Source organism: Ancrocorticia sp. (assembly GCF_052089425.1).
In the GTDB taxonomy this organism is placed as follows: Bacteria; Actinomycetota; Actinomycetes; order Actinomycetales; family Actinomycetaceae; genus Ancrocorticia.
The window spans coordinates 44,343-54,926 of the sequence record NZ_JBQCZW010000014.1 but is presented as its reverse complement, the minus strand read 5'-3'; the positions used below and the strand labels follow the sequence as shown (position 1 = coordinate 54,926).

Sequence of the window (10,584 nt, the reverse complement as noted above, 5' to 3'; positions counted from 1 at the left end):
CCATTGGCTGGCGGATAGCCGAAAAGCTCGGGAATTGTGGCGGGCCCTCCCCACGCGTAGCCCCGGACCCGGCCCTGCAAACGCTCCATTTACTCCGCCGCTAGAACGTCAACATCCATTTCGTCAATCACGGGCTCTACCGGATCCCACAGCAGCTTCTGCTTGGGCACGTCGGTTTGTGAGTGAGAGCCACAGCCATGATCGAAGGATACAACTTTCCCATCAAACGGGGACCATTCGTTGGCGCACACGCCAAATACGGTGCGCGCGGACCCGCCCATGGTCATGAGAAATCCACAGGTGGAGCATGTTGCGGAAGCAGAACGCGTGGCCGGATTATCGGGGCCGTGATCGTTCGCATACCAGCGCGAGAACGCCTGACTGCGCCCCTCGGGAGAAAGCACGCGCTCGCGCCCCAGTCCCATTTCGAACTGTTCGAGCTGATCGGCATCATCCCCGATTTCCTCGAAACCCGGTTCTAGCCGCTCATCGGATTCCACATAGGGGAGCCGATCGGTTGGCTGGATATCATCAGGCTGAAGGCGCTCAGCCCACGGAACCCAATCGGGTGCCAGATGGGCATCCTTGCCGGGCCGCAATGACATCTCGTTGATCGTTGGCCTCTTAGAGCGGGGAATCCGCGCCAGTGTAACGGTCCAGTACCATCCGGGGTATCCGGGCAGCAGGCAAGCGAAGCAGTGCGTCAACACCCGATCGCCTTCGGCCACCACGCCAACATGTGCACCAACGTTGGCAGGTTTGGTCAGCTGGCTCAGGGCCTCACGCGCGAAATCAACGGCCTCGCCGAGAATACGTTCTTTGCCGTATCCCTTCGATAGTTTTACTTGCTCAGGCATCAAAATCATCCGCCAATGTGCGCAGCGCTTGGGCGATGCGCCGTCCGCCTTCTGGGTAACGCCCACGGCGCAACTGCTCAGAGGAGTGGTCAAGAATCTTAATAAGGTCCTCCACAATGTCCACCATTTCCTCGGGAGGGCGGCGGTTCTTTTTGGATAGAGACTCCACCTTCTTCAGAAGGGAGACTGACAGGGCCTGTGGGCCACGGCGTGTCTCAGCAACGCCGTATTCGATACGAGATCCAGCCCTCAGCTTGATGCCGATGGGCAGGGCAGAGGAGGGGAGATAGACTTCCTCGCCGTCGTCCCCGGCAATAAAGCCAAACCCCTTCTTCTCATCGAAGAACTTAACCTTACCCGTAGGCACGGCAACTCGCTTTCATCAAACTGAATAGATACTGCTCCCCAGTCTAGCCCTTCTTTGACTAGGCGCTAAACGAACCTTTTATGGCAATGCTCGCAGGCTCGCTCAGAGAATATTTTGTGTTTCGCTCTGGCCCAAAGCACCGCGATACGCAATGATCTAAGAATGAGATCTCAACATCGTGTTCTGCCACGCCTCATCGCGATGCTCGTGGCCCTCGCCGTGAGCTTGATTGCCCTCCCTTCGGTACACGCGGAGGAGCCAATGAATCTGACGGGCACCGTCACGGATGAATCCGGGGTTGTCAGCGATGTTGAGAGCGTGCAATCGGCTTTGGAGGATCTTCAGGGCGAAACCGGCCACAACCTGCGCGTGGTGTATGTCAGCACCTTTGATGGCGCAAGCTCGGACGATTGGGCAGCCGATACCGCCGAACAATCGAACTTGGGCAGCCGTGACGCGGTGCTAGCCATTGCCACCGATTCCCGCCAATACTCCGTGTGGGCGGGCGAAGATGGCTTCACGGCGGATGAAATCAGCGACGCCCTGACCGAGGACGCCATGGCTCAGTGGCAAGCTGGGAACTGGGCGGAGGGCACGATCCTCGTAGCCGAGGAGCTGGAGAGCGGCCAGAGTTTCAACTGGGGCCCACTCCTTGTAGGTGCGCTCATCATCGTTATTGTGGGCGGTGCGTACTGGCTCATCAGTAAGCGCCGCAAGTCCGCGCGGGAACGCAACGAGGCAGCAAGTTTGGAGCAGATAGTCAAGCAGGCCTCCTTTCAGCTTCTTTCTGCCGACGACGGCGTTCGCTCGGCTTCTGCGGAACTCGAGTACGCACGGGCCGAGTTTGGCACGGAAGCCACCTCACAGTTCTCGCACGCGCTGGTTGACGCGCAGAACGCCATGCAGCAAGCCTTCGAAATCCAGAAGCGCTTGGATGATGACGTTCCAGAGACTCCCGCGCAACAGTTCGAAATGAATCAAAACATCATCGAACTGACCGGGCGTGCGCAGCAGGCTATCACCGCTCAGGAAGCCGAGTTCCAGAAACTGCGCAACCTGAGCGCAACCGCGGGCGAGCACCTTGCTGAACTCGATACACGGGTCAAGGAGATTGCCGATCAGATATCGAGTGCCGATGCCCAGCTGAACTCACTGGCGCTTTCCTACCCCGAATCGGCGTTGGAAACTCTGCGCACCTACCCCTCCCAAATCCTTGCACTGCTGGGCTCTGTCACCGAATCAACGTCCGAGGGACGGAAGCTCGTGGACGCAGGGCAGAATAACAAGGCGGTTCCCTATGCGCGGATGGCTGAGGACGCATTGCGTCAGGCGCGCAACCTCGCACACAAGCTCTCGAATGCTCGCGCCTCACTGGAGGAGGCCAGCGCTCAGATGCAGCAGAACATTGCCTCCATTAGCCAGGACGTTGCCGATGCCAAGAAGCTGGGTGCGGGCGATCCCAACATTAGTGCCCGTGCGGCAACGGCCCAGAAGGCCATTGATTACGCCACCGGCTCCACACCTGACCCGGTCAAGGCGGTGAACGATCTGACCGAGGCGGAAACTGCTCTGGACGCGGCGCTTGAGCAGGTGCGTACTCAGGAAGAGAATCGGCAGCGCGCCGAATCTCTGGCCGGGCGCAACCAGAACCTCGCACAGGCGGCCATTTCAGAGGCCGATTCCTACATTGACCAGTACTCTCGCTACGTTTCCTCGCGTGCGCGGACGGAGCTGGCCGCCGCCCGCAAGTCCTATTCCGAAGGTGAGGCCGCCCAAGATCTCCCGCACAAGGCCCAGCTGTTCGAGAGCGCACGCTCTCAGGCAGACAACGCCCTGAAAACCGCCGAACGATCAGTGCGCAATGAATCCAACCAGCACAACAACGGCGGCAACTCCGATTGGGGCGATGTGGTTGGCGGCATGATCATCGGCTCTCTGCTCTCCGGAGGCGGCCGCCGCGGCGGGTACTACGGGGGCTATTCCGGCGGATCGTTTGGTGGAGGCAGGCGCGGCGGCTTCTCCGGAGGCGGGGGCGGCTCCTTCGGTGGGGGACGCTCGGGCGGATCATTCCGCGGTGGCCGGCGCGGTGGGTCCTTTGGCGGCGGGCGTTCCGGCGGCAAAGGATTCGGTGGTTCGTTCTAGGCCACGTAGCAACCATTCACCGCTCACCGCGAAATATCTGAGAACACAACACTTCTATTCGCTAAAGTTTCAGCAAGCGGCTTCAAGCTCAACGAAAGGCATACCATGTCAGAAAAGCAAACGATCCTCGGCCGGATCAGTCAGCTGGCCAAGGCCAATGTGAATTCCCTGCTCGATCGCGCAGAGGATCCCCAGAAGATGCTGGATCAGATGGTGCGTGACTACACGAACTCCATCGCCGAGGCAACGGACGCCGTGGCCGTCACCGTTGGCAACCTTCGCTTGGCTCAGGCTGATTACAACGAGGACGTGGAAACCGCGAAGCAGTGGGGTCAGAAGGCTCTGGCCGCCTCTCAGCGTGCAGACGCATTCCGCGCAGAAGGAAACGATTCCGAGGCCGCGCGTTTCGACAACTTGGCCAAGGTGGCCATCACCAACCAGATCAACTCCGAGCAGGAAGCTCGCGATGCCGAACCGATGATCACATCTCAAGAAGAAGTTGTTGAGAAGCTCAAGACCGGCCTTGAACAGATGAAGGGCAAGCTCACAGAGCTCAAGACCAAGCGCGATCAGCTTGTTGCCCGCGAGAAGTCCGCTGGCGCCCAGAACCAAGTTCAGGATGCGATTTCCTCGATTAACGTCATGGACCCAACCTCCGAGCTGGGGCGCTACGAGGAACGCGTTCGCCGGCAGGAAGCCCTTGCCATGGGCAAGGCAGAGGTAGCCGCTTCTTCGCTGGAAGATCAGTTCGCTGAGCTCGAGGATCACTCCAACGATGTGGAGATCGAGACCCGCCTAGCCGCACTCAAGGCAGGCGCAGATGCTGCCCCAGATGAGCAGGCGCAGATCGAGGGCAAGGACTTCACCTCCTACTAGTCCGCGCTGACACACCTCCCTCTAATCGCAACGGCCACTTCTTAACAGATCCTTCGCTCTGGATCTGGTAGGGGGTGGCCGTTTGCATTCGTCGCCGTCGTCGCCGTCGTCGATAATCCTCACACAACTTACTCCTAGACAACTCCCAGCTACGGGGTTTTGAATGGTCCCCATGAGTACTCAGCAGCCAACATCTGAAGCAACCCTGCTCGTCGTGGACGATGAACCGTCCATCCGCGAACTTCTTTCTGCGTCCCTGCGATTCGCTGGATTCTCCGTACTCACAGCGGCGGACGGAAATGAGGCGCTGCATCACCAGTCAGGGAGCCATGTTGATCTTGTGGTTCTGGACATCATGCTGCCCGATATGGACGGTTTCGAAGTGTTGCGCCGGCTGCGCCTACGCGATCCCGAACTACCCGTGCTGTTCCTGACCGCGCGTGACGATATCAAGGACAAGATCCAAGGGCTGACTGTTGGCGGCGATGATTACATCACCAAGCCGTTCTCCCTCGAAGAGGTGGTGGCGCGGATTCGCGCCGTTCTGCGCCGAACCAGTCCAGTTGAGGATGAAGCCGCGGTACTCCAGTACGCGGATTTGCAGCTCAATGAGGATTCCTACGAAGTCCATCGGGCCGGCCGTCCCGTAGAACTCTCCCCCACGGAATTCAAGCTGCTGCGCTACCTGATGATCAACGCGGAGCGCGTGGTATCCAAGATGCAGATCCTCGATCACGTGTGGGACTACAACTGGGATGGGGAAATCTCCATCGTGGAGTCCTACATCTCCTACTTGCGCAGGAAGATCGATTCGCCGGACAACATTGGTATTACCGATCCTGAGGAAGCTGCTTCGCTCACCCCACTGATTCACACCAAGCGTGGCATCGGGTACGTGCTGCGCGCGGGAAAGCAGTAGCACCCCTTGCAGCCCCTACTCCAGCCCAAGCGTACCAATACGCTGAGTTTCCGGCTTCTGTTCACGTTTATCGCCCTGATCGTTGTGGTGATTATTGTGGTCAGCACCATCACCGTAACTCTGCTGGAGCGGTACCTGGTACGGAATCTGGACGATGGGCTGCGTTCGTCCGGCAAGCTCGTGGCCGTGCAAATCATTGATGATATGCGGGCTACGGAGTCCGGATCAGGAAGTAACCTCAATCTGTCCGATTTCTACCTCAAAGCCATGATCTACGATCAGCAAGGGGGAGAATTCGTCACCTCTACTCGGATTGCTCCGCAAACCCTCAGCAGCTACGGAACGCCTTCCGAGGCAACCGAGTTGCTGAGCACCGTGGGTGATTCACCTCAGACCGTCGCAGGCACTAAGGAAGGCAGCAACTGGCGGGTGATCGTTCTGCCCGTCACCATGAGCGACCTCGCGAATCAGAACCAGCCGGTGGGCGCGGTTCTTGTGGCGCGGCCGTTGGCCCAAGTACACAATACCGTTGCGCTGGTAACGCGGCTCCTCGTGCTTGTGGGGTTCGCGGTACTTGCCGTTGGCACTCTGGTGGCCTCGTGGCTTGTGCGCCATCACCTGAAATCCCTGCGCGATATCGAACGGGCTACCCATTCCATCGCGGCCGGCGATCTCTCCCAACGAGTTCCCGAGGATAACCCCGGCTCCGAAGTGGGAATGCTGGCCAACTCGATCAACGTGATGCTGGCGCAGATTGAACATGCCTTTGCCGATAAGGAGCGGTCCGAACGTCAGATGCGGCAGTTCGTATCCGATGCCTCCCACGAGCTTCGCACGCCGCTGGCAACCGTTCGCGGCTACGCGGAACTGTACCGGCTTGGGGGCGTGCCAGACGATCAAATGACGCCCACCATGGCGCGCATTGAATCCGAATCCAAGCGCATGTCACGCCTCGTGGAAGATCTTCTGCAGCTGGCGCGGTTGGACGAAGGCCGCCCCTTGGACCGCACCATGGTGAATCTCAACCATGCCTGCATCAATGCGATTTCCGATATGCACGCGCGGGATTCTTCGCGCAACGCTCAGCTCATCGGGTTGGAAGGCGGAGCGGCACCCGAAGTATCCATCATCGGGGACAAGGACAAGATTACCCAGGTGATCACCAATATCCTCAACAACGTTCTCACCCACACTCCCGCCGGAACACCCACCGAACTTGCCATCGGGAAGATCTCCCCCACCGAAGCCGTCATCGAAGTTCGCGATCATGGGCCCGGCGTATCCGCCGCCGACGCCCAGCACCTGTTCGAGCGCTTCTATCGAACCGATTCGTCACGCTCACGCGAATCTGGCGGGTCCGGGCTGGGCATGTCCATCGTGGCCTCCATCATGGCTGCCCACGGCGGCACTGCGCGCGTACAGCCCACAGCCGATCACGGCCTCACCGTCCGCCTCGCATTTCCCATCGGATTCGTGGACGACGATGCGAGCGGCCTCGGGGACGGTGCCGATTCTGGGGCGCCGGCCGAAGGCGGCAGCTCGTCTAGAGGTAGTTCGTCTAGAGGTAGTTCGTCTAGAGGCGGTTCATCCAAAGACAGCTCATCCAAAGGTGAAAGAGCCAGCAAGGGTGAAAAGGGTGGCAAGGGCTTCAAAGGGGTCAAGGGTGTTAAAGGCATACGCGGATCGCGGGGCGGGGCCAAAAAGTCTTAGGCCTAGGCCGAACCCCGGCTGGTCCAACGCACAAGGTTCTTACTTGTGCGAGGGTCATTGTTGTTGCTAGTGCGAGGGTCATTCGGCTCCGCGGCTTACAGGTCTGCGGCTTACAGGTCTGGCTCTCGCTCAATCCCATGAGTGGGAGCCTCTTGCCGCTCCTCCTCTGGGGCCGGGGCCGCTTGGCTGTCCTCATCTGAATGCTCTGGTTCCGCGAGTGCGCTCTCGTCTGAGGGTTCTGGTTGCGGCGGGGTCTCTAGGTGCGGTGCAGGCTCTGAGTACCGTGCGGGCTCTGGTGCTGTCTCACGCTCTGTTACGGGCTCGTGCCCGGCGCTGTGTCCGTCTTGGCCGCTATCTTGCCGGTCACCATGCCCGTTATCCTGTCGGTCGCTGTGTCCGTCTTGGCCCTTGCTGTGCCCGTCTTGCCGGTCACTATGCCCGCCTTGCCCGTCCATCACGCGCTCCCACGCGGATATCCTGCGCGGCGGCGTTGAACTGGACGATCCGATCTCGCGGGATGGCAGGGAGTGCTCTTCCGTGCTGGCGTCAACAGGATCGCCTGCCACATCATCACGATCTTGTGACTCGTGCTTCAGCCCTTGCTCTCTGGCGGTTTCCTCAGAAATCCGATTCATCCGAATCGTATCGGCAGCCTTATGCCGTTCTTCGATTCGCTGGCGCATTTCCTCAGCGATCTGGTCACGCCGGGCCTTTCGAGCGGCCTCAGGCGTTGCTGGTTCATGCGGCTTGAGGCCCGGATCAACCCTATCTGCGCACGCTTCGAGGCTTGACATCGTGTCCTCATTGTTTGTCGCACGAGGCTCGCGGCGGATTCCTGCGGATGCTTCAGCGCGCGCCTGCTCAGGTTGAACGCCGATCTGCTTACCTTCAGCGCTGGTTACCTCAGCTTCAGCACGCGTCTGCTCAGCTTGCGTGCCGGTCTGTTCGCCGTGAGCACTGGTCGGCTCAGGTTGGGCACCCGCCGGCTCAGGTTGACCGCCCGCCTGCTCGGCTTGAGCGCCGGTCCGCTCAACGCCGCTTCCCGCCGGAACATGTTCGTCCGCATCGCCTTCCCTCGAATCGCCCTCAGCTTCCTTGGCGAGAGAATTGTTCAGCCGCTCGAGTTCGGCGGCGAGGTTCTCGCGGGCAGGTTCATCCCACTGTCGCGCCAGAGGCGTCAGAAACAGCTGTTTACGTGAGAGCAACCTGCTCACAATTTGCCGCCGTGCCGTCAGGAAATCGATGCGGGGAATGTGGGAATACTCCTCGGCAACTTTCGATAGGTAGTTCTTATAGCGCTGTGGCTCAACGGCCAGGGTACCTAGGTGTGCGTCTCGCAGTGTTTGTTCGTCTAGATCAAACACCTGTGCGCTTTCCGAACCGGCAGCATTCCGTTGAGGGCCGAGAGCGCGAATGAGCGAGGCTACACGCTCCGCCTTCTCGGGAGCTACGCCCAAGCCTTGGAGCTGCTCGTGAGCGATTGTGGCGGATGCGTCCTCGTTTTCGCCACCGTTATGAGTGTAGGTATCTTCTTCGGTCGTGGAGAATGAGCAGCCGTGGTACCAAGCGGCAAGCCGCACCAGATCGGGTTCCCGAGCCTCGGGCAACAGGGTCTCCAAACGCGTCAGGACATAGGTAAGGTGGGTGACGCCGTGATAGGAGCGGTCCGGGCTGGACCACCGTCCGATGAGCGCACGGCATACGTCAGCAATCTGATCCTTAGAATCCGCCGATCCAGCAGCCTGAACCGAGCGTACGAACGCTTGAATCAACCACTGCGGTACCTCCGCTGACATGTGACCTCCTGACCAGACCACTCATAAACAAACCACCGGCTTTTCGGCCCACGCGATTCTAGCCCCATCGTATGTTTTTTCAACTCCCGAGTACCACACCTCACCCAAAAGGAGCACAAACACGGCCCAGTGAACTAACGTAGTGTCGTGCGATCATCTCGAAACTCCGCTTCGCCGCTCCGCGGCAGAGCCCTAGTCACCGGTGGAACCTCGGGAATAGGCCTAGCGTTCGCAAATGCCTTGGCCCAACGAGGATGCGAACTCGTGCTAGTAGGCCGCTCGCTCACGAAATTGGAAGCAACGGCGCAGGACTTTCGTTCACGCGGCACGGCCTGCGATATTCTTCAGGCGGATCTCAGCACAGAAGCTGGCCTCCAGCTGGTGAGTGATCGCCTACTCAGTGAGGAATCCCCGATCGAGGTCCTGATCAACAATGCCGGTTTCGGGCTGCATCACAAGCTCGCCACAACAGATACCGATCCTCTTATAGGCGCCATTGACGTCATGGCATCGGCAGTTGTCCGCGTGGGCGGGGCAAGCGGCATCGCCATGGCCAACCGCGGCCACGGAGTCATCATCAATACCGCCTCTGTTTCTGCGCTCGTACCCATGGGCCTGTACTCGGGTATCAAGGCACTTGTTCGCCAGTGGTCCCGTTCGCTAGCCATCGAGGTGGCACCTCAAGGTGTGCAAGTGATGACATTTATGCCGGGGTGGGTTCGCACTGAACTGCATGAGCGTTCAGGCATTACCACGTCAAACCTGCCCGATTTCCTGTTTCTTAGTCCTGAGCGGGTTGTCGCAGAGTGTCTACGCGACGTTGAACGAGGCAAGACATATTCGGTACCCTCAAAGCGATTCAAAGTCATCGCTGCCTTAGCCGAACACGCTCCACGTCCGGCAGTAGAAGCCGTGACATCTCGCATCAACAAGGGGCGTGATTAAGCTACATGCCGGAGAACTTGGAGCCCCTCGAGCCGTATCTGGACAGCGGGCGCAAACGCCGCCGCCACTGGGTACGCCGGCTCGTGACGCGCCCTCTTATCTCAACGGTGGTCAGGCCCACTGTGCTCGGCGAAGAAAATGTGGAGGACCTCGATGGCGCCTTCATCATCACCCCGAATCATTCGTCCCATCTGGACGCTCCCATGGTGTTCTCTCTGTTGCCAACCTCCCTGACGGAGCGCCTAGCAACGGGAGCCGCGGCCGATTATTTCTACCGCAGGCGCTTCATCTCGGGGCTCACCTCGGTTTTCTTCAATAGCTACCCGATCGAACGCAAGGGAAAGAACACTCAGGGAGGTCGAGCAGCCGGCATGACAGGACGGCTGCTGCGCGCCGGAGTTCCCATCCTTGTGTTCCCCGAGGGCACACGTTCGCGCGATGGCAACATGGGCACGCCCAAGGCGGGCGCCGCCGCACTGGCCATCCACAACGATATCCCGTTAGTCCCAATTGCCATGTCAGGCGGCCACGAGGCGATGCCAGTTGGCGCGGTTTTCCCAAAGATCGGCAGCGAAGTATTCCTGTTCATCGGCAAACCGATGTACGCCATGCCGAACGAAACGCCCGACGAACTCATGGCCCGCTGCTTCGTTGCCATCACCGCAATGTTGGAGCAGGGTACACCGCACCCGGAGATTGATGGCCACTCGCCCTTCGATCCCCCGGTGGACCTAGGCGATTCTGATTCTGCGGCCTAGCTAGTGACGCCTTCCGTGCGTTTTGAGCGTCCCGTCGTCGTTATTTTTTGACGACGACGGCCCCGCCCCTTCCCCACAACCCACTCACCCTCGTAACACTCATTCACAAGAGACAAAGCGAACGAAGGCCCCGGAGCAATGCTCCGAGGCCCCCGCCACCTGGTGCGGCTACCGAATCGGCTTAACCCGATCACCGTAACCGTGTGGGTTGATG

Annotated in this window: 9 protein-coding genes; 6 read left to right on the top strand and 3 right to left on the bottom strand. The window is 59.7% G+C overall.

Features of this window, described 5'->3' with window-relative positions; genetic code table 11:
* Positions 1-89: 89 nt before the first annotated feature.
* Together ACTHV6_RS06375 and ACTHV6_RS06370 are read right to left on the bottom strand one after the other, a co-directional pair.
* Positions 90-857, bottom strand: a complete 768-nt coding sequence (locus ACTHV6_RS06375; protein ID WP_441386448.1) for a DUF3027 domain-containing protein — start codon at positions 855-857, stop codon at positions 90-92.
* Positions 850-1,224 (bottom strand): cold-shock protein, encoded by a 375-nt coding sequence (locus ACTHV6_RS06370; protein ID WP_441386447.1) that lies wholly within the window; start codon positions 1,222-1,224, stop codon positions 850-852. Before ACTHV6_RS06370 ends, ACTHV6_RS06375 begins: the two co-directional genes overlap by 8 nt.
* Positions 1,225-1,386: 162 nt before the next feature.
* On the opposite strand from ACTHV6_RS06370, the gene ACTHV6_RS06365 reads away from it, so the two are divergent.
* The 4 genes from ACTHV6_RS06365 to ACTHV6_RS06350 all read left to right on the top strand — a co-directional run bounded on the left by ACTHV6_RS06365 (position 1,387) and on the right by ACTHV6_RS06350 (position 6,871).
* Positions 1,387-3,366: a TPM domain-containing protein gene (locus ACTHV6_RS06365; protein WP_441386446.1), complete on the top strand. Its 1,980-nt coding sequence runs from the start codon at positions 1,387-1,389 to the stop codon at positions 3,364-3,366.
* Positions 3,367-3,471: 105 nt separating this feature from the next.
* Complete coding sequence (locus tag ACTHV6_RS06360) at positions 3,472-4,242, top strand: PspA/IM30 family protein (protein ID WP_441386445.1); 771 nt, start codon at positions 3,472-3,474, stop codon at positions 4,240-4,242.
* A gap of 172 nt (positions 4,243-4,414) precedes the next feature.
* Positions 4,415-5,161, top strand: a complete 747-nt coding sequence (locus ACTHV6_RS06355) for a response regulator transcription factor (RefSeq protein ID WP_441386444.1) — start codon at positions 4,415-4,417, stop codon at positions 5,159-5,161.
* Between the two features lie 6 nt (positions 5,162-5,167).
* Positions 5,168-6,871 carry an ATP-binding protein gene (locus tag ACTHV6_RS06350; RefSeq protein ID WP_441386443.1) on the top strand — a complete coding sequence of 568 codons (1,704 nt, stop codon included), beginning with the start codon at positions 5,168-5,170 and terminating at the stop codon, positions 6,869-6,871.
* A gap of 110 nt (positions 6,872-6,981) precedes the next feature.
* Here ACTHV6_RS06350 and ACTHV6_RS06345 read toward each other — a convergent pair whose 3' ends face one another.
* A complete protein-coding gene (locus ACTHV6_RS06345; RefSeq protein ID WP_441386442.1) occupies positions 6,982-8,667 on the bottom strand; it encodes a hypothetical protein in 1,686 nt (561 codons plus the stop codon).
* 147 nt (positions 8,668-8,814) lie between these two features.
* On the opposite strand from ACTHV6_RS06345, the gene ACTHV6_RS06340 reads away from it, so the two are divergent.
* Together ACTHV6_RS06340 and ACTHV6_RS06335 are read left to right on the top strand one after the other, a co-directional pair.
* Positions 8,815-9,612, top strand: coding sequence for an SDR family NAD(P)-dependent oxidoreductase (locus ACTHV6_RS06340; protein ID WP_441386441.1), 798 nt, complete (start codon positions 8,815-8,817; stop codon positions 9,610-9,612).
* Positions 9,613-9,617: 5 nt separating this feature from the next.
* Positions 9,618-10,370, top strand: coding sequence for a lysophospholipid acyltransferase family protein (locus ACTHV6_RS06335; RefSeq protein ID WP_441386440.1), 753 nt, complete (start codon positions 9,618-9,620; stop codon positions 10,368-10,370).
* Positions 10,371-10,584: the final 214 nt, after the last annotated feature.